At 68.2% G+C, this 21,837-nt stretch carries 14 protein-coding genes; 12 read left to right on the top strand and 2 right to left on the bottom strand.

What is annotated here, in order from left to right; genetic code table 11:
* Positions 1 to 116: 116 nt before the first annotated feature.
* The 4 genes from HRU76_03160 to truD all read left to right on the top strand — a co-directional run bounded on the left by HRU76_03160 (position 117) and on the right by truD (position 5,386).
* Positions 117 to 2,555 carry a hypothetical protein gene (locus HRU76_03160; protein ID QOJ16650.1) on the top strand — a complete coding sequence of 813 codons (2,439 nt, stop codon included), beginning with the start codon at positions 117 to 119 and terminating at the stop codon, positions 2,553 to 2,555.
* Positions 2,556 to 2,624: 69 nt separating this feature from the next.
* Entirely contained in the window at positions 2,625 to 3,566 is a 942-nt protein-coding gene (locus tag HRU76_03155) for an NAD(P)-dependent oxidoreductase (GenBank protein QOJ16649.1), read from the top strand.
* 42 nt (positions 3,567 to 3,608) lie between these two features.
* The gene (locus tag HRU76_03150) at positions 3,609 to 4,061 is read left to right on the top strand and encodes a bifunctional nuclease family protein (protein QOJ16648.1); all 453 of its coding nucleotides are present in this window, start codon (positions 3,609 to 3,611) and stop codon (positions 4,059 to 4,061) included.
* Positions 4,058 to 5,386, top strand: coding sequence for a tRNA pseudouridine(13) synthase TruD (truD, locus tag HRU76_03145; GenBank protein QOJ16647.1), 1,329 nt, complete (start codon positions 4,058 to 4,060; stop codon positions 5,384 to 5,386). The genes HRU76_03150 and truD overlap by 4 nt, the downstream gene beginning before the upstream one ends.
* A gap of 15 nt (positions 5,387 to 5,401) precedes the next feature.
* On the opposite strand, the gene HRU76_03140 is transcribed toward truD, so the two are convergent.
* Positions 5,402 to 5,863 (bottom strand): nucleoside deaminase, encoded by a 462-nt coding sequence (locus tag HRU76_03140; protein ID QOJ19073.1) that lies wholly within the window; start codon positions 5,861 to 5,863, stop codon positions 5,402 to 5,404.
* A 266-nt stretch (positions 5,864 to 6,129) separates the two neighbouring features.
* Positions 6,130 to 7,182: a twin-arginine translocase subunit TatC gene (locus HRU76_03135; GenBank protein ID QOJ16646.1), complete on the bottom strand. Its 1,053-nt coding sequence runs from the start codon at positions 7,180 to 7,182 to the stop codon at positions 6,130 to 6,132.
* Between the two features lie 138 nt (positions 7,183 to 7,320).
* Here HRU76_03135 and HRU76_03130 point away from each other — a divergent pair, with 138 nt between their 5' ends.
* The 8 genes from HRU76_03130 to HRU76_03095 all read left to right on the top strand — a co-directional run bounded on the left by HRU76_03130 (position 7,321) and on the right by HRU76_03095 (position 21,803).
* The gene (locus HRU76_03130; protein QOJ16645.1) at positions 7,321 to 7,920 is read left to right on the top strand and encodes a sigma-70 family RNA polymerase sigma factor; all 600 of its coding nucleotides are present in this window, start codon (positions 7,321 to 7,323) and stop codon (positions 7,918 to 7,920) included.
* 53 nt (positions 7,921 to 7,973) lie between these two features.
* Positions 7,974 to 8,585 (top strand): hypothetical protein, encoded by a 612-nt coding sequence (locus tag HRU76_03125; GenBank protein ID QOJ16644.1) that lies wholly within the window; start codon positions 7,974 to 7,976, stop codon positions 8,583 to 8,585.
* Positions 8,586 to 8,654: 69 nt separating this feature from the next.
* Positions 8,655 to 9,617, top strand: a complete 963-nt coding sequence (locus tag HRU76_03120) for a J domain-containing protein (GenBank protein ID QOJ16643.1) — start codon at positions 8,655 to 8,657, stop codon at positions 9,615 to 9,617.
* Positions 9,618 to 9,653: 36 nt separating this feature from the next.
* The gene (locus HRU76_03115; protein ID QOJ16642.1) at positions 9,654 to 11,102 is read left to right on the top strand and encodes an undecaprenyl-phosphate glucose phosphotransferase; all 1,449 of its coding nucleotides are present in this window, start codon (positions 9,654 to 9,656) and stop codon (positions 11,100 to 11,102) included.
* Positions 11,103 to 11,320: 218 nt separating this feature from the next.
* Positions 11,321 to 12,787 carry a polysaccharide biosynthesis/export family protein gene (locus HRU76_03110; GenBank protein ID QOJ16641.1) on the top strand — a complete coding sequence of 489 codons (1,467 nt, stop codon included), beginning with the start codon at positions 11,321 to 11,323 and terminating at the stop codon, positions 12,785 to 12,787.
* Between the two features lie 161 nt (positions 12,788 to 12,948).
* A complete protein-coding gene (locus HRU76_03105) occupies positions 12,949 to 14,790 on the top strand; it encodes an exosortase/archaeosortase family protein (protein ID QOJ16640.1) in 1,842 nt (613 codons plus the stop codon).
* Between the two features lie 2 nt (positions 14,791 to 14,792).
* Positions 14,793 to 19,550 carry a tetratricopeptide repeat protein gene (locus tag HRU76_03100; protein QOJ16639.1) on the top strand — a complete coding sequence of 1,586 codons (4,758 nt, stop codon included), beginning with the start codon at positions 14,793 to 14,795 and terminating at the stop codon, positions 19,548 to 19,550.
* A 39-nt stretch (positions 19,551 to 19,589) separates the two neighbouring features.
* Positions 19,590 to 21,803: a hypothetical protein gene (locus tag HRU76_03095; protein QOJ16638.1), complete on the top strand. Its 2,214-nt coding sequence runs from the start codon at positions 19,590 to 19,592 to the stop codon at positions 21,801 to 21,803.
* Positions 21,804 to 21,837: the final 34 nt, after the last annotated feature.

The raw sequence follows: 21,837 nt of genomic DNA, 5'->3' as shown, positions 1-21,837 counted from the left end.
GGAAGTCCGCCAACCCGCGTTACATTGATTCCAGCGGCGCGTAGAAAGCGCGGCGGGCTGTGGGGTCGCGCCGGACCCCGGACCCAGGAGAGATGACCATGCGCCAGGCGGGAGCGATGCGTTCGTCGTGTGTCACCGGCCTGGCCATGCTGGTCGCGGGGGCGGCCTGGTCGCAGTCGCCTCGGGCGCTCGATGACTTCATCCCGCCCCCGCTGCTGGATCAGCGGATCGCTCCGCTCAATCGCGACTCCGGCCCCATCCACTGGGCGGGGGCGGCGGAAGGCGTCGCCTGGCGCACCGAGATTGCCATTCCCAACTCGCACTGGGTGCGGTTGTACTTCGATGAAGTCACCTTCCCCGCCGGTCGCGGGCACCTGCGCGTGACTTCGCTGGAGGACGGCGCCGTTCAGTATCTCAACGCCGTCTCTCTGGAGCAGTGGGGCAATACGTCCGCCTACTTCAACGGCAACGCCCTGCGGATCGAGATGGTCCTTCCCGCGGGCGGAGTCGGGGAGGGCGGAGGCATCGGAACGGGTCGGGTTCGGCTGGGATTCGCATGGGTCGGCGATGGCCTCTCCGTCCGTGAGATGACCATCTGCGGCCCGGTCGATGACCGGGTCCTGTCCAGCGATCCTCGTTCCGCCCGCGCCCTGCCGGTCGGCTGCACGGTCTTCCTGATCGACGACCCCAATCGCACCTTCCTCACCGCCGGTCACTGCGCCTCGGGCGGCAACCTGGGCGTGGCCCAGTTCAACGTGCCGCTCTCGAGCAGCACCGGGCAGCTCCGCCATCCGCCGCCGGAGGACCAGTACTCCGTCGACGCCTCGTCCATCCAGTTCACCAACGGCGGCACCGGGAATGACTGGTGCTACTTCGGCTGCTTCCCCAACTCGAACACGCAACTGTGGCCCTACCAGGCGCAGGGGGACTGGTACATCCGGGCCGCCGCCCCGCCGCCCGTGGATGGAAGGCCCATCCGCATCACCGGCTATGGCACCGACAACACCCCGCCTGAGCACAACCAGGTGCAGCAGACGCATGCCGGGCCGTTCTTCGCCCACACCGGCACTCGACTGCAATACCAGACCGACACGACCGGGGGCAACTCCGGTTCGGGCGTGCAGGATGACAGCGCCTCGCGCATCATCGGCATCCACACGCACGGCGGATGCACCTCCACCGGCGGCGCCAACAGCGGCACCGCCATCAATCACCCGGACCTGCTCAACGCGCTGGCGAATCCCAAGGGCGTCTGTCGGCCCGGCGTGGGCTTTGAATACCCGGACGGCCTGCCGGACATTGTCGCGCCGTCCGGCGGTACGACGTTCCGCGTGAAAGCCGTGCCTCTGAACGGCGGGCAGCCCCAGCCGGGCACAGGCCTGCTGCACGTCGACATCGGGCAGGGCTTCATCGACGTGCCCATGCAGGAACTCGCCGATCACGAGTATCTCGCCGAGATCCCCGCTTCCGACTGCGGGCGGGTCATCCGCTTCTACGTGAGCGCCGAGACCACCACGGGTCTGCGCGTCACCGACCCATCCAGCGCGCCGTCCGTTTCACGCTCCGCCATCAGCGCGGCGAACGTGCTGGTGCTCTTCTCCGACCCCTTCCAGACCGACCAGGGCTGGACGGTGCAGAACGTTCAGCTCACCGACGGCGCCTGGGAGCGAGGCGTGCCCGCCGGCGACGGCAGCCGCGGCGACCCCACCAGCGACTTCGACGGCTCGGGCGCCTGCTACCTCACCGGCAACCGGGCCGGCAACAGCGACGTGGACGGCGGCCCCACCCGTCTCCTCTCGCCCGTCATCGACCTCTCCAGCGCCCCCGAGGCGGAGGTCTCCTACGCCCGCTGGTTCACCAACGACGACCGCGACATCGACCGCCTCGACACGCACATCTCCAACGACGGCGGGCAGACCTGGGTGCTGGTCTCCAGCGTGGGCCACTTCGACGGCTGGCAGGAGCACGCCTTCCGCGTCGCCGACTTCGTGACGCCGACGAACCAGGTGCGTCTGCGTTTCAGCGCCACCGACAACCCCAACGACTCGGTGACCGAGGCGGCCATCGACGCGGTGCGCATCCGCACGATTCAATGCGACTCGACCGTGCTGACCGGCTTCACGGTGTCGCGCGGCACGCTGATGTCGGGCACGCTGGATGACCTGCGCGAGTCCGACGACGCCTCGCTGCGCGTCAAGTCGGGCTTCGGCAACACCTTCACCGACCTGCACAGCATGTTCCTGCGCGTGGACGGCGAGACGACGAACGCCAGCCCGGCGGAAGTGGACGTGCGGATCGAGACGCGCATCAGCCACCAGACGGGCATCGGCCGCGTGATGATGCAGAACTGGAACACCAGCCAGTTCGAGCAGGTGGGCACGTACGCGGTTGGTCAGACGGATGTCGTGGTCAACGTGAACGGGCTGGACGCGGGCAAGTACGTGCGCGCCGGCGACGGCCGGGTGCGGGTGCAGATCCGCCACATCGTGGTGGTGCCGGTGTTCGCCTTCACCTTCGACACGTGGGTGGACCAGGTGCGCTTCACGGTGCGGTGAGCGACGGCGTCCGGCGGTCGGCGCCGTGAATCCCGTAGACCATGGCGGCGACAGTCGTATGCTGGTCACATGGAGACATCGCCGAAGCGCATCGCATGGATCGGTCTGGGCGTCATGGGATTGCCGATGGCCGGACACCTGCTCAGGCAGGGGCATCGTCTGACGGTTTACACGCGCACGCGGGGCAAGGCGTCGCCGTTGCTGGAGCAGGGCGCCGCATGGGCCGACACGCCCGCGGCGGCGTCGGACGGCGCGGACATCGCCATCTCGATGGTGGGCATGCCAAGCGACGTGGAGGAGACGCACCTGGGTCCGTCAGGCACGCTGGCGGCGGCGAATCCGCCGAAGCTGCTCATCGACATGACGACCAGCCGCCCCTCGCTGGCGCGTCGCATCCACCGGGAGGCCGCACGACGCGGGGCCGGATCGCTGGATGCGCCGGTCAGCGGCGGCGATGTCGGGGCGCGGAACGCATCGCTGTCGATCATGGTGGGTGGCGACGCGGCGGACTTCGAGCGTGCATTGCCGATCCTGCGAGCCATGGGGCGGACGATCATCCACCAGGGCGGGCCTGGCGCGGGGCAGCACACCAAGATGGTCAACCAGATCCTGATCGCCTCGCACATGATGGGCGCGTGTGAGGGTCTGCTCTACGCGATCCGCGCCGGGCTGGATGCGACGAAGGTGATCGAGTCCGTCGGCTCCGGGGCGGCAGGTTCGTGGGCCATCAACAACCTGGGGCCGCGGATGATCCGGCGCGACTTCGAGCCGGGCTTCTTCGTGGAGCATTTCATCAAGGATCTGGGCATCGCGCTGGACGAGGCGGCGCAGCTCGGCCTCGCCCTGCCGGGGCTGGCCCTGGCCAGCCAGCTCTACGAGGCGGTGAAGGCGCAGGGGCACGGCCGGGCCGGTACGCAGGCGCTGCTGCTGATGCTGGAGCGCCTGAATGGGCTGGAGGCCGCCGGCCCTTCCGCGAAGCTCGAAGGCGCGTCGCCGCCTTCGCGGCTGTAGAATGCGCCGCCGCTGACCACCGCCACCCGGAGCCACGCACCCATGCCTGTTCGGATGGAACTCTCGCGCATCCTGATCCGCGAGATGACGGACCAGCAGATCATCGAACTCACCGAGATCGACGGCGAGCGGCGCTTTCCCATCGTCATCGGGCTGGCGGAGGCGGTGGCGATCGAGCGCCGGCTCAAGGGCATCGAGATTCCCCGCCCGCAGACGCATGACCTGCTCGCCGCGACCATCAAGGCGCTGGGCGGAACGCTCCGCAAGATCGTGATTCACGATCTCAACGACGCCACGTTCTACGCCAAGCTGGTGATCGAGCAGCAGGGTCGGATGATCGAGGTGGACTCCCGCCCGTCGGACGCCATCGCCCTGGGCGTTGCGGACAACGTGGAGATCGAAGTGGCCGAGTCGGTGCTCTCGCAGACGCAGACTGATGCGGGCGACGACGCGGATGATCCCGACGTGGATGATGATGATCTGGAGTTCACATGAGCGGCGAGGAATCGCTCGCGGGTGACTCATCGCCGCAGGCGACGGGGCGCGGCGCGGGCCTGCCGCACAGGAGCCCGCTGCCGGCGCGGTTTCTGCTTGAGGGAGAGGGCGTGGGCGGGCGACTCAAGGAGCACCCCGAGGACTTCGTGGTGGATGAACTGCCGCTCTACCAGCCCAGCGGGCAGGGTGAGCACCTGTACGTGTGCGTGCGCAAGCAGGGGCTTTCCCATCACGAGGCGATGCGAGCGCTGTCGAGCCACTTCGGCGTGCCGGAGCGGCGCATCGGCTTCGCGGGCATGAAGGACAAGCACGCGGTCACCTCGCAGGTGTTCTCCATCCATGTGGGGAACGCGACGTTCCCGACAGCGACGGGCGCCATCCGACCGGGGCTGGAGATCGCCTGGATGGAGCGGCACGGCAACAAGCTGCGCCGCGGTCACCTGGCGGGCAACCGCTTCTCGATCCGGATTCGGGGGGTCGATCCGCTGCTCGCGCCCCGCGCAGCCAGACGGTTGGCGCACCTGGAGCGACTGGGCGCGCCCAACGCCTTCGGACCGCAGCGATTCGGGTACCGGGCCAACAATCACGTCCTGGGCGCGTACCTCGTTCATCGCGCCTGGCAGGCGGCGTTGGATGAACTGCTGGGGTCGTGCGGCACGCCGTTTCCGGCGTATCAGGCGGAGCGGCGTCGGCTGTATGACGAGGGGCGTCATGGCGACGCCGCCGCGCTGTGGACGCGCAGCGATCATGCCGAACTGGCCGCCCTGCGGGCGCTGTCGGAAGGCGCGGACGCCCGTCGGGCGTGTCTGGCCATCGGACGCGCGCAGCTTGGCTTCTATGTCAACGCCTTCCAGTCGGCCGTGTTCAACTGGCTGCTGGATGACCGGATCGCCCGCGGAGCGCTGGGGACGCTGGAGCCGGGAGACCTGGCGTGGAAGCACGACTCGCGGGCGGTGTTCGCGGTGACGGAGGAACTGTGTGCGTCCGGTGAACTGATGGATCGACTGGCGACGCTGGAGATCTCCCCGTCCGGCCCCCTGTGGGGTCCGGGCATGACGACCGCGTCGGGCGTGGTGGGCGAGCGTGAACGGGCGGCGCTGGCTGAAGCCGGTGTGACGATCGAGCACCTGGAGCAGTCGCCCATTCGCGTGGAAGGCGCGCGACGCGCCATGCGCGTTCGGCTCGCACACCCGGACGTTGATTCGGGATTCGATGAGCACGGACCGTACGTGCGCGTGGCGTTCGACCTGGAGCGCGGCGCCTACGCCACCGTAGTGCTGCGCGAGATCATGCGCGCCGAGGTGGATGGCGACGAGGAGCGATGAAGCGCCGTGGATTCGTCAGCCGGCCTTCGCCCGGCGCTCGCGGGTGAGCTGCCGCTTGGTGCGGAAGAAGTCGGTAAGCAGCTTGCCGCACTCCTTCGCCATGACGCCCTCGATGATCTCGACGCGGTGATTGAGCCGCACGTCGGTGGGGATGCGGAAGAGCGAGCCGCACGCTCCCGCCTTGGGATCGCGGGCGCCGTAGACCAGCCGGTCGATGCGGGCGTTGACCAGCGCCCCGGCGCACATCGGGCAGGGCTCGAGCGTGACGGCGAGCGAGCACCCCGAGAGTCGCCAGCGGCCCAGTCGCCGCGCGGCGAGCCGGATGGCGAGCAGCTCAGCATGCCCGACCGGGTCGGCGTCGGTTTCGCGCGTGTTGTGGGCTTCGGCGATGATCTCGGCGCCCCGGTAGATGACGGCGCCCACCGGAACTTCATCGAGGGCGGCGGCGCGGTTGGCCAGTTCGATGGCCCGCTCCATCATGAGACGATCAACCGGATCGACCGGGGGCGCGTTCGTGACCAGTCTGAAGGCGTGCAATCGGCGTCTCCTGCGACGGACTCGCAGCCGCATGGCTGGCCCATCAAGGGACGGAGAGCGTGGTCCCGATCGACGGCGACGATTCATCGACCGAACTCCGCCGTGGCTTGACCCTGTCGCGGACGCGATCGGCTATCGGAATCTGCGGTGGAACGGGGCATGATTTCGGACCTGCTCGGCACGTGGTTCTCGGACCCGATCACGGTTCATTTCGCCACGGGCTTGCCGGCAATGCGGGAGGCGGGGAAGACGGTCATCATCACCAGCCCCAGTTCGAAGAGGACGTAGAGCGGAATCATCATGGCCAGCATGGACCAGGGGTCCGCGGGGGTCAGCACCGCGCCGAGGACCGCGCTCCAGAACAGGGCGTACTTCCGGTTCCGCCGCAGGGTGTCGGGACGCAGGATGTCCAGCCATCCCAGCAGCAGCATGACCAGCGGCGTCTGGAAGGCCAGCACCATTCCCAGCATGAGCAACAGCACGAAATTGACGTAGGACGTGAGGCGGAACTCCTGCGAAATGGCGGTGGACCTGACCAGCGGAATCCGCCGCACTTCAAGCGGCACGGGGAGCGGGTCGCCGTTCGCGTCCTTCGGCGCGTGCGCGGGGTCCATCCCGCGGTCGCGGGGCACCACGATCATCAGTTCGTGATCGGGCGTCAGCCACACATCGCCCGGCTTCATCTCGCGGGGGGGCGTGGCGAGAATCGGCAGATTCATCGCGGGGGGAAGCGGCTCTTCAGGCGCCGCGGCGACGGCCTGCTCCTTCAGCGCCTCGAAGGACATCTCATCATCCAGCACCGAGCCGAAGGACACCAGCACGGTCAGGACCAGCGGCAGAAACAGCCAGTAGAACACCGAGACCCCGGCGGTTGTCAGGATGGCGCTGCCGGGGATGAGGAAGTAGACGAACCGACGTTCGTGCCGGTACAACCCTGGTCGCACGAACAGCCACGCCTGCCAGAAGACCCACGGCGCGGAGAGAATCAGCGCCGCGATGATGCTGATCTTGATCTGCGTCATCAGGGCCTCGGCGGGGCCGAGCACCTGAAGCGACTCGGGCAGGCCGTGCCGGCGCAGCGCGCTCCGCAGCGGGGCGCAGATCCATCGCAGCAGTCCCCCGCTGACGAAGTAGGTCGCAATCGCCAGCGGGAGCGGGATGATCAGCGCCAGAATCACCCGACGGCGCAATTCCTCCAGGTGGTCGCCGAAACTCATGGTGGCGGCGTCCGGGTCAATCTGGTCCAGGCGGGTGGACATGTGGGGATATGAGAGGGAAGCGGGGGGGCGGAGGCAAACGAAAACGGGCTGTTCAGCGACGATGGAGCCCGTCAGCCGGGTCACGGGAGGTCCGATATGGGATTTGCATCCAGTTCCTGACGGTGGGACACTTCAGGCGTGTCCAGTGAGCCAATGAACCAGCACGGGGATGAGGCCGCGCTCATCTCGCGCGCCAAGGGGGGTGACCGAACGGCTCAGGAAACGCTCTGGTCAACAAACCGGCGATGGGTGGCGGCGATCATCATGGCCCACCGCCCGCGATCGGTGGAGATCGAGGATCTGATGCAGGACGTGGCGGTGAAGTTCGTGAGCAAGATTCGCACCCTGCGCGACGCCGGGGCCTTCCGCCCGTGGCTTCGCCAGATTGCGATCAACGCCTGCCGCGGGTCGGCCCGTCGAGCCCGCCCGGCGGTGCGGATCGGCGATCCGGAGCGGCTGGAGTCCGGAGAGGTCTCGCCGCCTGCATCAACTCGCGAACGGGGCGGCCACACGGTCGAGCACCGTGACGCGGCCGAGAAGCTCTACCGCCAGGTGCTCACCCTGCCATCGGAATACGCCGAGCCGCTGCTCATGCGCTGCCTGCACGAGATGAGTTATCAGCAGATCAGCGACATTCTCGAACTGCCCGTGACGACCGTCGAAACCCGCCTGGCCCGCGCCAGACGCATGTTGCGTGAAGAAATGGGAACGGAAGGGCTCGCCGACGGCATCCAGTAGGATGCCGGGCTGGTTCCCGCCAGGAGTTTCCGATTCCGACTCCGCCATCCGCCATGTCCGATCCGATTCTCCCCAACCCGACCTCTGATTCGAAGCCCGATGAGAGCACCCTCGTCGAGTTGTTGATTGGTCGGGTCATCGATGGCGAGGCGGACGAAGCAGACCTGTCGCGCCTGGCCGATCTGGCGGCGACCGACCCGGGGGTCTGGCGCCTTTACGCCGCAAGGCGGACGGACCACGTGTTGCTCCAGGGGCGCGTGGCGTCGGAAGTCGAGGTCGCCCAGCGAGTCGCCCTGCCCGCCACGGGAACGGCCGGCGGCATCCTGGCGCCGGTCATCGACGTGATCCGCGTTTCGCACGGCTACCTGGCGTGGGCGGCGGTCATCGCCCTGGCGCTGGTCATCGGAATGTCCGATCGGACGCCGGCTGCGCCCGGGGTGCGCGTCGTCGATCGCAACGCGGTTCAGCCCGGCCCCGTGCTGTCGAGCGATGAGTTCGACCCGGTGCTGCTTCACAGCCAGCCGCTTCCGGACGGACGGGTCAGGGTCACGTGGATGCGCCGCATCATCGAGGTGCTGGACCTGGGCGAGTTCGATCCCGCGTTGGATGTCCGTCGCGTGGGCGAAGAGGACATGATCCCCCCAGCAGGATCTTCGGATCGGTGAGCATCTCGCGGTTCGAACAGCCAGCGGCGCTCCTGGCGTATGATTGCCGCCGAACCATCGGCGAGCGATATGGCCAGCTCCACAGACCTCTATGACATTCTGGGCGTCAAGCGGACGGCGTCGGCGGACGAAATCCGCGCGGCCTACCGGAAACTGGCGCGCCAGCTTCATCCCGATGTGAACAAGGCGCCGGATGCGGCGCAGAAGTTCGCCCGCGTGCAGGAGGCGTATGACATTCTGTCAGACGCCGACAAACGCCGCGCCTACGACCAGTTCGGGCACGCCGGCGTCGCCTCCGGCGCTGCGGCGGGGGGATCGGGGGGGCCTTTCCGAGGCCAATACCGTGCCTCGCGCGGAGGTCCGGATGTCCACTTCGGCGGGATGGATCCCGACGAGTTCGCGTCGATCTTCGACCAGTTCATGGGCGGGGGCTTCGCCGGGCGCGGGGGCGCCGCCCCGCGCCAGCAGCCGGCTCGCGGTCGGGACATCGAGCACACGATCCGCGTACCCTTCCGCGTGGCGGCGCTGGGAGGCGAGGAAACGCTCCGCATCAGGCGAAGCGACGATCATGCCGAAACCGTCGAAGTTCGCATTCCGCCGGGAACGGCGTCCGGGACGAAGATGCGTCTTCGGGGCCGGGGCGAAAGTGCTCGTCCCGGCGGCAAGCGCGGCGACCTGATTCTGACCATCGAGGTGGAGCCGCACCCCTGGTTCAGACGCGACGGGCTGGACCTGATGCTCGATGTGCCCATCACCATCGCCGAGGCCGCGCTCGGCGCCACGGTGACCGTGCCGCTGCTGGAGGGCCAGGTGCAGGTGACGGTGCCTCCCGGCACGTCGAGCGGGAAGCGTCTTCGAATACGAGGCAGGGGGCTTCGAGACGGCCAGGGACGACAGGGGGACTTCTACGTCGTCATTCAGATCGTGGCTCCCGCGGGGCTTTCACAGGAGGATCGGCGCCTTCTCTCGGAAATTGGCGCTCGCCTTGAGAATCCCAGAGACAACGCGCCATGGGCCGATAAGATGGGGTAGAGTACCGGCGGGTGGGGCCGAAGAGGAGAAGGGGTCGTGCTTCGAGAGCGCCACCAGGTCTTCCGGACCATCCTGATCGGATGCGATGCGGCGTGCATTCTGGCGGCCCAGGTGGGGGCGTACCTCATCCGCTTCGAGTTCATGCCCCACACCGCCCGGAACCCGTCGTACGACACCCACGCCGTTCCGCTGGTGCTGCTGCCGCTGATGGTGTTCGCCCTGTTCCGCGCCGGCCTGTACCAGCCCCGGCGGGATCAGCGGTTCGTGCGAGAGGCCGGGGTGATCCTTCGGGCGGTGACGCTCGGCGCCCTTCTGGTGGTGCTTGGCTACTACCTGCTGAAGAAGCGGTTCTTCACCGGCGAGGGCTTCCCCGAAGACCTGAGCCGCGCGCAGTTTGCGATCTTCGCCGGTCTGGCGTTCATCATCCTCCTGGTGTGGCGGTTCTCGTTCCGGTCGGCGCTTCAGGCCCTGCGAAAGCGCGGCTGGAACCTGCGTCACGTGGCCATCATCGGGACGGGTCGTCTCGGCCAGGTCGTCTATCACACGTTGTCGCGCAACACATGGACGGGGATCAAGCCGGCCTACTTCATCTCGCACGGCGAACAGGTCACCACGCCCACGCTCTGCGGCCTGCCCGTGCTGGGGGGACTGAACCGGATCGACGACATTCTGCGCGAGCACGAGGTGTCCGGCGTCTTCGTGGCCCTTCCGCAGCGGAAGGCGGTGGAGCTGCCGCGACTGCTCTCGCATCTGGATCGTCATGCGATTGACGTTCGCGTGGTGCCCGACGTGACGCCCAAGTACGCCCCCATCGCCATGACCACGAGTGATCTGGACGGCATGCCGATCCTCACCTTGCGGCAAAGTCCGCTGATGGGGTGGGCGGCGGTCAGCAAGCGAATCATCGACGTGGCCGGGGCGATGGCGGCCCTGGTGGTGTTCCTGCCCCTGATGGCGGTGATCGCACTGCTGGTCCGGCTCAGCGGACCGGGGCCGGTCATCTTTCGTCAGCCGCGGGCCAGTCTGGGCGGCAGGCAGTTCATGATCTTCAAGTTCCGGACCATGCATCATGTGGCCCAGGAGCAGCAGACCCTGACCGACGAAGGGCGGGGCGAGGATGCCTGGACCAGTCCGGGCGACCCGCGCATCACCCGCATCGGAAGGATTCTTCGGCGGACCAGTCTGGATGAGCTGCCGCAACTCTTCAATGTCCTGCTGGGTGAGATGTCGCTGGTGGGTCCGCGACCGGAACGTCCGGAACTGGTCGCCAAGTTCCGGGAGGACTGGCGGGGCTACATTCTCCGTCAGCACGTCAAGGCCGGCATGACCGGCTGGGCGCAGGTCAACGGGCTTCGGGGCCGGACCAGTCTGAAGAAGCGTCTTCAGTACGATCTGTTCTATATCCGTAACTGGTCGCTGGGATTCGACTTGCGCATTCTCTGGCTGACCCTGCTCCGTGGGTTCGTCCACCCCAACGCCCAGTGAGGAGCCCCGGTTACGACAGGCATGACATGGCACGACCCGACGGAGGAACGTCTCGGAATATCTGGGGCTCGATTGAACCCGGTGGGGTCGGGCGGTCGATCAAGATGCCGAGGCGAGGGCTGCTCTCCCGGCTTGCTCAGGGTGGGCGGTCGCATCGCCAGGCGCACGCCGACGATCGGCTGACCCGCCAGCGACGTTTGGATTTTCAGAGAAGACCCATGATGAAGCGATCCTCGCAGCGCACCCCCCGTGTTTCCGGCTCCTTCCTGGGGCTGTCGGTCGTGACGACCTGCCTGGTCGGGTGTCAGGTGGATTCGTTCTTCGACCCCAGCAAGACGGGGTACTTTCAGCACACCCCGATCACCTCACCCATTCTGGAGCGGATCGACGTGATCGAGACGGGCGACGACCTGTGGTCGCGCCGCTCGCCCGTGCAGCCGGAGGATCTGCTCGCCAGCGACCTGGAGTACCGCATCGCCGCGGGCGACGCGCTGACGGTGGAGATTCAGGGTCTGCTCCCCGGCGGACAGACCGCCCAGTTGGCAAGACGCATCGACCAGGCGGGCAATCTCCGTCTGCCGCCGCCGCTGGGGGACTTCCCCGCCGCAGGCCTGACCGCTCAGGAACTGGAGGACGCCATCACCGAGTTCCTGGCGGCCCGGTTCATCAACGACCCGTACGTCTCCGTCACGCTGACCGAGTCGCGCGGGTTCATGTACACCGTGGTGGGGAACATCCAGCTTCCGGGATTGTTCCCCCTGCTGCGGCCCGACCTGCGGCTTGACCAGGCGCTGGCCCAGTCAGGCGGTGTGCCCCAGATCACCAGGACGATCTTCGTGATCCGTCCCGTGGCCCTGGAGCGTCGGTTTGACCAGCCGTTCGATCGATCGCAGCCGGCGGGCGGCGGCCAGGGGACCGATCCCGGTCGCAGCATCGACGACATCCTCCGCGATCTCGATCGTCCCGGCTCGGGCGGGGGTTCGAGCAGCGCCGCGCCATCCCGCATGGACGGCGAGGTCGTCGTGGACATTGACGACCTGGGCGCGCCGACCGCGAACCCGGCGCTTCATCAGCGCGTCGCGGCCAATCGCACCGATTCGTTCGTCTACGTCGAGGAGCGCAACGAGTGGGTGCGCGTTCGATCGGGCGCCCAGGACATCGCCGATGAGATCGGGGCGGGCGGCGAACCGATGGTCGTGGACCGCATCATCGAGGTCGATTATCAGCGACTGCTCACGGACAGCTCGCAGAACCTCGTCATCCGACCCGGGGATCGCATCTACGTGGTTCCGCCTGAGAGCGGCGTCGTCTACATCGGCGGCGAGGTCGCGCGGGCCGGATCGTACAACCTGCCTCCCAACGGACACCAGACGCTCAGTCAGCTGGTGACCGCCGCCGGCGGCCTCGGCGCGCTGGCCATTCCCACCCGCGTCGATCTGACGCGTCGCGTGGCCCACAACCGGGAGGCGACCATTCGAATCAACCTGGCGGCCATCCGCAAGAAGACCGAGCCGGACATCTTCCTGAAGCCGGACGATCACATCATCATCGGGACCAGCTGGGCGGCGGCGCCGCTGGCCGTCATCCGGAACGGCTTCCGGGTCAGCTATGGGTTCGGATTCCTGCTGGACCGGAACTTCGCCAACGACGTGTTCGGTCCCCCGCCGCGTGATCGGGGCTTCTGATCCCCCGGTGAAGCGGGAACCGGCGAACGAGCCGGGGGGTCCGCACGTAGCACTGGTTTCCCGTCGAGAAGGAGGGGCGACCGTGTCGGAAGTGGTGGGCGACCGCGGGGGCCGCGGACCACGCCAGGCAACGACTCGGATCGCCCGCTGGGCGAGTGACCATGTCCACCGGCTCACCGGCGATGACCGTGCCTGCATCCACCGCGCGTGACCGCGCGCCGCGCGTCGCCATCGCGGTGGTCTGCCTGCTGGCGTCCTTCGCCTTCGTCTTCTACCACTTCTTCGCCAAGCAGGTTCGCTGGGCGTTCGAAGAGCCCGCTGACTGGGGACACACTCTGGTCATTCCCGCCATGGCCTTCTACCTGGCGTGGATCAGGCGGGATGAACTGGCCCGTGTTCCATTCGTCACCACCTGGTCCGGGCTGGCGCCGATCCTGCTGGGCGTGGCGTGGTATTTCTTCTGCTGGCTTGGCCCCAGCGCCATCGTGCATCACAACCTGCAGCAGGTGGGCGTGGGGCTCACGGTCTTCGGACTGGTGCTGCTGTTCTTCGGCTGGAAGGCCATGCGCTATCTCTGGGCGCCGGTGGCGTACTTCATCGTGTTCGGCGTGACGATTTCCACGCGGCTGATGAACACCGTCACCGAGGATCTTCAGGATCTGGCGGCCTACGGCTCGTATCTGGTGCTGCGCGTGCTGCAGTACGACGTGGACCTGGCGGGCAACACGATCTCCATCTTCCACAACGGCGTGGATCACCCGCTCAACGTCGCGGAAGCGTGTTCAGGGATGCGCATGGTGGTGGCGATGCTGGCGCTGGGCGTGTTCCTCGCCTTCACGGGACTGTCGCACGTCTGGCAGCGGGTGGTGGTGGTGCTGATGGCGGCGCCGGTGGCGCTCTTCGTCAACATCCTCCGCGTCGTGACGCTGGGCATGCTGTCGCTCATCGACTCGGAGTTCGCGGCGGGCGACTTCCACACGTTCATCGGCCTGCTCTGGCTGATTCCGGCATTGCTGCTCTACCTGGGCATCATGTGGGTGCTGCGCCGCCTCGTGGTGGAGGAGGCGTCCCAGGAAGCAGGCGTCCAGCCCCGAACGGAGGCGGCGCGGACGCCCTTCGCCTTTGATCGTCGGGCGGCGCTGGCGACGATGGTCGCCTGCGGGGCGCTGGTCGTCTCCGGGCTGGGCTTCCGTGGGATCGTGTCCGGGCTGAAGGTGTACCTGCTCAAGAAGCCGGTGCCGCTTCGTCACAAGCTGGCGACGATTCCGTCGCGCTCGCTCGGCAGGTGGGAGAAGGTCGGCGAGGACCGGCTTCTCGATCAGGCGGTCATCCAGACGCTGGGCACCAGCGAGTACCTGTCGCGGGTCTACGCGCGGACCGACGACAAGACCGCCGCCCTGTACGTTCACATGACCTATTACACGGATCAGATCGACGCCATTCCGCACGTGCCGGATCGCTGCTTTCTGGCGTCGGGCCGGAACCAGATTGATCGCCCCAGGCACCTGCCGGTGGAGATTGACCGAAGCGGGTGGGTGACGGACGACGGCCCGCCCAACCGCCGCCACGAGGTTCCCTACCGTCTGGCGACGGCGGTGGACCGCATCACCGCCCGCCCGTTCGAGGTGCGCATGCCCATCGAGCCGGAGCCGCTGGCGATCCGGGTGCTGGAGTTCCAGGAAGGGGCGGATGCCCGGAGCCGGGTGATCGCCGGGTACTTCTTCATCGCCAACGGGGCGGTGACGCCCCAGGCGGAGCGGGTGCGGGCCCTGGCCTTCGACCGGACCGATGAGTACGCCTACTACGCCAAGGTGGAGTTTTCCATGGCGTGGCAGGGGGAGGGCGGGGTGGATGAGTTCATGCGGCGGGTGAATGACATCCTCCAGCCGCTCCTGCCGGAGATCATGCGTTGCCTTCCTGACTGGTCGGAGGTGGAGCGAGGGCTCTATCCGGCCGAGAAAGAGAGGGCGATTCCGCCGCTTCCGACGTTTGGAGAACTTTGACCATGGCCTCCCGGATCAACACGAGGTTCCTGTTCCTTCTGCTCACCATCACGGGCGTGGTGGTGGTGGCGGTGGGCGGAATCGCCTTCCTGGCCCTCAAGAGTGATCCCACGCGCAATATCCGCCGGGGAGACGAGCTCTACGCCGCCGGTGAGTATGAACAGGCCAAGCAGGAATACTGGCGGGCCATCAACAAGGACCGCAGCAACCTGGAGTTCATGCGCAAGCTCCAGGACGCCCTCGAGCGGGTGCGTCCCGCGACCATGGACAACGCCAACAGTCTGTACGGCGAGTGGCTGAGCGTCATGCGGCTCCGGGTGGAGGCCGCGGCGCACGATGTCACGCACCACCTCGCGTTTCTGGAGGAGGTCTACTCCAACTCCCGCCTGCTGCCCTCCTGGAACACGCAGCTGTCCACCGGCGCGTCCGCCGCGCTCGGTCGCGTGCCCACCAACTCGCCGGGGTACGAGCGGCTCACCTTCTTCCGCCTCTATGCCGACGCCAATCGGCTTGACACGCTGAACGCCGGACAGATCGATCAGCTGGAGGACGACTTCGCCAGTTTTCTGGAGAAGCACCCGCGGTACGGCGAGGGATGGGCGGCTCTCATCGCCCTGCACCGGGATCTCTGGCAGCGCGAGGCATTGTCCCGCAACGTGACGGCGGCGACAGAGCGACAGGCCATTCTCCTCCGCACCATTGACCAGGCCATGCAGGCGGCCGGCGAGTCGCTCCCGGTGCGGATCCGCCGGACCGACGCCCTGCTGTCACTGGCGCGGCAGGGCGCCAGACCCCTTCAACCGGGTGAATCAGAGGCCCTGCTGGGAGATCTGCGCGCGTCGCTGGCCGGCGCCACGAATCCGATCGACGTGTACGACGGCGTGGTGGTGATGCGCGAGCTTGGCACCCCGCAGTCCCTGCAGGCCGCCCTCGAGGTTCTGACGGAAGCCACCCAGGCGCATCGTGATTCACCCCTCCTGCAGTGGATGCTGGTGTGGAATCTCTACGACAGCGGCGACCAGGAGCGGATGAGCCGGCAGGCCCAGGCGCTGATGGAGTCCGAGCCGATGCCGGTCAGCTTCATGGCGACCTATCGGTTCGAGCTGCGATTCCGCGTGGCGCGCCTGCTCTTCCAGGTCGAGGCGGATCGCGCCGCGTCGCTCACGGGCGACGAGCGCGCCGCGCAACTGGCCAAGGCCGAGCAGGTGCGTCAGCGACTGGCTTCGTTGGCGCCCGGAGGCGAGCAGAACCCGCTGGTGACCGAGTGCGACGCCTGGCTGGCGCTGCTGCGCAACGACACGGCGGTGGCGGCGGCGAAGTTCACCGAAGCGCTGAAGCTCAACCCCAGCCCGGATGTCCGGACGCTGCTGGCCGCCGCCAGCGCGCTTCGCGCCCAGAATGCGCCGGGCGAGGCCCGCTCGCTCATGGCGCGGGCCAGGGAGATGGCGCCGCGATCCGCCGCCATTCTGGTCGACCTGGCCTCGCTGGACCTGATGCTGGGCGACTTCCGCGCCGCCGCCGACAACGCCGCCGCGGCGCTGCAGATCGACTCATCCAACACCCAGGCCGCCGCGTTGCTGGCCGAGGCCCAGCGCGGGCTGGGACAGCCGATGGCGCCTCAGGATCCTCTGCTGGCCGCGCTCGAACGGGCCTCGGAGGCGCTTCGTGAAGGCCGGTCGGATGCGGCGCGGAGCATTCTGGTTGAGCTGTCCGAGGCGCATCCGGATCACTGGGGCGTGCTGGAGTACCTCGTCAATGTCGAAGTGGAGATGGGCCTGATCGACGAGGCCCGGCAGCGGGTGCGCGCCGCCGTCGATCGTCACCCCGAGAACGAGGGCCTGCGCACCATGCTGGCCGTGCTGCAGGCCGATGACCCCATCGAGCGCACGCGCATCCTGCTCGCGCAGCGTATCAGTGGAGAAGATGAACTTCACGGCGCCATGTTTGTCGCCATGCGGCGGGCGGAGCAGCAGCAGCGGACCATCGCCCGTCAGCGGACCGCGGCGGGCGATACCGCGGGCGCCGCCGCCGCGACCGCCCTGGCCGACCGCATGAAGGCCGAGGGTGACCGGGCCGGCGAGGTGGCGCAGTCCAGGGGCGTCAAGTCGGCGGAATACATCGAGGCGCGGTTCCGGGACGCGCTGATCGCCCGGGACTGGTCGGCGGCGGAAGCCCTGGTGCGAACCGCCCGCGAAACGAACGCGGATCAGGCGCGAGGCCACCTCTTCCAGGCGCAGCTCGACTTCGAGCGTGGCGACTACGCCGCCGCCGCCCGCTCGCTGATCGACGCCACGCAGGTCAAGCCCTACGCGGCGCCGGCGTGGCGACTGCTGGGCATGACATATCAGCGCCTGGGCAACGTGGCCGACGCCCGCACCGCCTATCAGCGCGCCATGGACATCCAGCCCGGCGACGCGACGACCATCCGCTTCTACGCCCAGCTCCTGCTCGAAACCGGGCAGCAGCCGGCCGCGCTGCAGCTGCTGCGCCGCGCCGCCGACCTGCGCGTGGCGGACGCGGAGATCGCCGAGGTGCGCCTCAATCTGGAAGGCGAGGTCGGCGACCGCGAGTACGCCATCGACCAGCGCCGCAGGCGATACGAGTCCAACCCGGACGACGTGACCAACGTGCTGCGCCTGGCGTCGCTGCTGGGTCTGAGCACGCCGGATCGTGCCGCGATTCTGCTGCCGGACGGAAGGCCGCGCTACTCGGAGCGCGAGTGGTCGGCGATGGCTCCGGCGGCGCGCGAGGCGGCGCTGGCGGCGCTCCGCGCCCAGCGCCGTACCGAGGCCGATCGCCTCATGGAGGAAGTGTCCGCGAAGAACCCGGACTCGCTCTCGATCGCCGCCGCCCACGCGGCGTACTTCCGCGATACCGGACGCGCCGATCAGGCGCGGGCCCGCATGGCGCGTCACCTCGCGGAGCGCGGCAAGGAGGACGTCACGCCCCTGTCCTACGTGCAGGCCGCCGAGATGTTCCTCTCTCTGGGCGACCGCATGGAAGCGATGGCGTGGCTGCAGCGCGGAGAGAAGTATCAGGGCGACACCGGGCTGATTGACGAGGCCATGGCCGGCGTCTTCACCAGCGCGCAGCAGTGGGACACCGCGATCGAATACTTCGAGAAGGTTCTGGCGAACCGCCCGTCGCGACAGATCGAGCTGAGCGTCGTCGAGTGCCTGATCCAGCTGCGCCGCTTCGCGGACGCGGAGGCGAGAATCGCCACGGTGGCGCGGACGTACGGAGAGTCAACTCGACTCGAGATGCTTCGAGCCCGGCTCAATGGCAACCAGGCGGCCATCGCGGCGTCCGAGGGCAAGGCCCAGGACGCGGAGCGCCTCCGCCGGGAGCAGCGCCGGGCGATTGATCGCGCCGCCGCCATGGCGCCGGGCGATCCCTGGCCGCTCGTGCTGCGGGCCGAGGCCATTCTGCAGGAGTTCCATCAGACCGGGCGCACGCGCCAGGGACTGGTGGATGACGCGCTGCGCGAGCTGTCCGCGGCGTCGGAGAAGCAGGCCGGTTTCCTGCCGGCCCTGCAGCTGCGCGTGGATGCGCTGCTGATGCGCGATCCTCCCGACATGGCCGGGGCGATCCAGGAACTGACCGGTCTGCTGCGCTTGACCCCCCGCGACCCCGCGATCCGTCAGCGGGCGATTCAGATTGCCATCGCCGCGGGCAATGAGCCGAAGGCCGTCGAGTTCGCCCAGGAAGGCAATCGACTGGAGCCGGACCGGGTGGAGTGGCACCTGGCCCTGGCTGATCTCGCCTCGCGTCAGCAGAAGCACGCCGAGGCCGCCTCGTGGTACGCCTCCGGCTACCGGGTGTCGAAGGCGCCGGCGCTGCTGGAGTCCGCCTGCCTGGCGATGCTCCGGCTCAACACCGCCGAAGCGGCGCGCGAGGTGCTGCGCATCATCGGCGCGGAGCCCGAGGCGCTGCGCTCCTATCCCCCGCTTCACACCGTCCTCGCCAGGGCGGCGACCGCGCTGGGCGATCTGCCCGGAGCGGAGCGCCACATGCGCACGGCATACGAGCAGTACCTGGCGACGTACCGGGCCGGAGGGGATCATCGCATCCTGACCAGCTGGTTCGACGCGGCGCGGGCCATCTACGGATCGAATCCCGGCAAGATCGGGGAAATCGTCTCCTCGGTGTCCGGCGAGGCGGTGTCCGCCGGCGAGCTGTACCTGCTGTCCGAAGTGCTGCTGCGGATCCCGAATCAGATCGATGCCGCCGCGGACGCGATCCGCCGCGCCGCCGAGCGGGTGGACTCCTCGCAGTCGGAACTCCGCTTCCTGGTGGCGATCAATCTCGGACTGGTGCGGTATCTCAAGGGCAACTACGCCGAATCGAGGGACCATTACATTGAAGCGTTGCGACTGGCGCCCAAGGATCATCCCTTCCGGGTGAAGGTGCTCAACGACCTGGCGTACGTCTACAGCCAGCACCTGGGCGAGCATGAGAAGGCGCGTCCGCTGGCTGAGGAGGCCGTCTCGCTGATGCCCGATGACGCGAGCATCGTGGACACGCTGGGCACGGTGTACCTCGGGCTGCGGATGCTGGATCAGGCCGAGGCGCAGCTGCGGCGCAGCATCGAGTTGCGCGAGAGCGCCAGCAACCACCTGCACATGGGCCAGTTGCTGCTGGCCCGCGGGCGCCGGAGCGAAGCGGAGCAGTACCTGGTCCGCGGGCGCGACCTGGGGAACGACCCCAAGTCCGTCGCGGAGATCGAACGAATCCTGAAGGAGATGGGGCGCACGCCCTGAGGCCGCCCGTCGGCGAGACCGGAACGAGAGGAATCATCCATGAGCACCGTGAATCCCGCCCGCCAGGTCTTTCAGCGCCCCGCCGGGGCGCCCTCGTCCGCTTCCGTCGCGGCGTCGCCGCTGGCCGCCCCGCCGGTGGACCCGTTCCGCGTGCTGCGCAAGCACGTGACGGCGATCGTGGCCTCGGGCGTGTTCGGCATTCTGCTGGGCGTGGGGCTGTACGTCGGGCTGGGCGCGTTCTTCCCGGCGTACACCGGCATCGTCCGCTTCGAGGTGGTGGGCAACCTGAAGGACGCCAACCAGGCCACGCCGAGCGACCTGGACCGCGATGACGTGGTCATCCGCCTGGCGCGCACCGAGATCGCCTTCATTCTCAGCCGCCAGGTGCTCACCGACGCGGTCAACGACCCCGACGTGCAGAACACCACGTGGGCGCGGAAGTTCCGCGACGCCAACGGCGCCTTCCTGGTTCCCGAGGCGGTGGACGACCTGATCGAGAGCGTCACGGCGACGTACATCACCGACACCAACCTGTTCGAGGTGAAGTGGTCCACGCGCGACCGTCGCGACGTGCCCGTCGTGCTCAACCGCATTCATCGCACGTACAAGACCCTGCGCGACCAGATGCGCGATCAGGAGTTCAACAACGACCTGCGCACGTTCAAGAACCAGGAGTCGGAGTACCTGCGGCAGCAGGCGTCGCTGGCGGCGGACATCAACCGCTTCGTCAGCGAGCACAACATCTTCACGCTGGCGGATCTGCGCAGCCACCCGCTGCAGCTGGAGGTGAACGGTCTGAACACGCAGGTGGCGCAGACCCGCTCGAACCTGACCCAGCTGGGTTCGCTGTACCAGCAGACGTCCCTGAAACTGCAGGGCACGCTGGACCCTTCCGCGGAGGATCGCGCCCTGGCGGAGAACGACCGCTCGGTGCAGCTGCTCATTCAGCGCGTGACCGACATGCGCATCGAGCAGGGACTGACGCTGGCGCTGTACGGCCCGGAGCATCGCAACCTGCGTGAGATGGAAGTGCGTCTGCGGGTGGCCGAGGAGGAGCGCGACCGACGCATCAACGAGGTCATCCAGCGGAACCTCAACGCCCAGATCAAGCAGCTGGCCAACCAGATCGAGTCCACCCAGCAGCTGCTGGATGAACTGCTCAAGCGTCAGGCGGACAAGGACGCCGCGCTGAAGGAACTGGCCGGCAAGGTGGCGGAGTACCAGGCGCTCGAGCAGCGCCGCAACCAGGTGCAGGCGGAACTGGAGCGCACGCTGGTGGCCATCGCCGACATCAACCGCCTGCGTCAGCGGGCGGCGGCGGAGCGCGTCCGGGTGCTCACCCAGGCGCAGGAGCCGCGCGAGAAGTCGTTCCCGCCCGAGCCGATCATTCTCATCCCGCTGTGTACGCTGCTGAGCGTGGGGCTGGTGACGGGCCTGCTGTTCCTGCGCGAACTGACGGACAAGCGCGTCAAGAGCGCCAGCGACCTGGCCATCGTGCCGGGCGTGCGCGTGCTGGGCGTGGTGCCCGACCTGCAGGATGACCCCACCCGCATCGACAAGGCGGAGCTGGCCCTGCGCGACCAGCCGCGCAGCGTCATCGCGGAGTCGTACCGGCAGACCTGCACGCCCATCATGCGGGCGATGGACCGCAACGGCCACCAGACGCTGGTGGTGGCTGGCGGGCTGCCCGGCGCCGGCACCACCACGGTGGTCACCAACCTGGCCGCGTTCATCAGCGCGGGCGGTCGGCGCGTGCTGGCGATCGACGCCAACTTCCGCCGTCCGGGCCTGATCAAGGCGCTGGGCGGCTCGGCCGCCGATCAGGCGGGGCTGGGCGACGTGCTCAACGGCTCGCAGCAGCCCGCCTCGGTCATCCAGTCGATCGGCGGCGGAATCGACGTGATGGGCCCCGGCACGCCCGGCAGCCGCATCTTCGAGCGACTGGTGGACGGGCGATTCGAGTCGCTGCTGGCGGAGCTGCGCACCCGGTACGACTTCATCGTCATCGACGCGCCCCCGGCCGTGGTGGCGGGTGAGGCCCTGGTGCTGGCCGGCAAGACCGACGCCTCGGTGCTCGTGGTGCGCGCCAACCAGGAGCAGCGCGGGCTGGTGGCCCGACTCGTCAGCCAGTTCAACGGCGCCTCCAGCGAACTGCTGGGCGTGGTGCTGAACCGGCCTCGTTTCACCGCCGGCGGCTACTTCAAGCGGAACTACGCCGCCATCGCCTCGTATTCCTCCAAGGCCGGCTCCTGACCGGAACGTCCGGATTCGTCAGCAGCCGCATCGG

The sequence above is a fragment of the Phycisphaeraceae bacterium genome (genome assembly GCA_015709595.1).
Taxonomy (GTDB): Bacteria; Planctomycetota; Phycisphaerae; order Phycisphaerales; family SM1A02; genus CAADGA01.
Note: the sequence above shows the minus strand (reverse complement) of the source record. Positions and strands in the feature narration are given on the sequence as shown.

Excerpts from the sequence above, each read along its gene's own strand:
- HRU76_03150 (QOJ16648.1), top strand. The coding sequence starts at position 3,609 with ATGCCTGTTCGGATGGAACTCTCGCGCATCCTGATCCGCGAGATGACG.
- HRU76_03140 (QOJ19073.1), bottom strand. The coding sequence starts at position 5,863 with ATGGAGCGGGCCATCGAACTGGCCAACCGCGCCGCCGCCCTCGATGAA.
- HRU76_03160 (QOJ16650.1), top strand. The coding sequence starts at position 117 with ATGCGTTCGTCGTGTGTCACCGGCCTGGCCATGCTGGTCGCGGGGGCG.
- HRU76_03105 (QOJ16640.1), top strand. The coding sequence starts at position 12,949 with ATGTCCACCGGCTCACCGGCGATGACCGTGCCTGCATCCACCGCGCGT.
- HRU76_03155 (QOJ16649.1), top strand. The coding sequence starts at position 2,625 with ATGGAGACATCGCCGAAGCGCATCGCATGGATCGGTCTGGGCGTCATG.
- HRU76_03095 (QOJ16638.1), top strand. The coding sequence starts at position 19,590 with ATGAGCACCGTGAATCCCGCCCGCCAGGTCTTTCAGCGCCCCGCCGGG.
- HRU76_03110 (QOJ16641.1), top strand. The coding sequence starts at position 11,321 with ATGATGAAGCGATCCTCGCAGCGCACCCCCCGTGTTTCCGGCTCCTTC.
- HRU76_03100 (QOJ16639.1), top strand. The coding sequence starts at position 14,793 with ATGGCCTCCCGGATCAACACGAGGTTCCTGTTCCTTCTGCTCACCATC.
- HRU76_03120 (QOJ16643.1), top strand. The coding sequence starts at position 8,655 with ATGGCCAGCTCCACAGACCTCTATGACATTCTGGGCGTCAAGCGGACG.
- truD (QOJ16647.1), top strand. The coding sequence starts at position 4,058 with ATGAGCGGCGAGGAATCGCTCGCGGGTGACTCATCGCCGCAGGCGACG.
- HRU76_03135 (QOJ16646.1), bottom strand. The coding sequence starts at position 7,182 with ATGTCCACCCGCCTGGACCAGATTGACCCGGACGCCGCCACCATGAGT.
- HRU76_03125 (QOJ16644.1), top strand. The coding sequence starts at position 7,974 with ATGTCCGATCCGATTCTCCCCAACCCGACCTCTGATTCGAAGCCCGAT.